This window comes from Serratia sp. ASV30 (assembly GCF_016428815.1).
In the GTDB taxonomy this organism is placed as follows: Bacteria; Pseudomonadota; Gammaproteobacteria; order Enterobacterales; family Enterobacteriaceae; genus Chania; species Chania fonticola_C.
This window is the reverse complement of sequence record NZ_JAELTL010000269.1, coordinates 1-302: the sequence shown is the minus strand read 5'-3', so window position 1 is coordinate 302 and position 302 is coordinate 1. Positions and strand designations below refer to the sequence as shown.

Genomic DNA, 302 nt, shown 5'->3' with positions numbered 1-302 from the left:
CCCCCCCCCCCCCCCCCCCCCCCCCCCCCCCCCCCCCCCCCCCCCCCCCCCCCCCCCCCCCCCCCCCCCCCCCCCCCCCCCCCCCCCCCCCCCCCCCCCCCTATTTTCAAGCAGAAGACGGCATACGCGATGATACCTCCTGTCTCGTGGGCTCGGAGATGTGTATAAGAGACAGGGCCAGCACCACGCCAACGATCACACCGGGCAGCGAAAGCGGTAAGGTGATGGTGAAAAACACCCGCCACGGATTGGCGCCCAAGGTGCGGGCTGCCTGTTCCAAACGGGTATCCACCGCTTCCAGC

The 302-nt window shown here is 71.9% G+C and carries 1 pseudogene; it reads right to left on the bottom strand.

Going from position 1 to position 302, the window contains the following annotated elements:
- Nucleotides 1–169: 169 nt before the first annotated feature.
- Nucleotides 170–302: pseudogene (locus tag JHD74_RS26395) on the bottom strand (ABC transporter permease subunit); the annotation flags it as partial.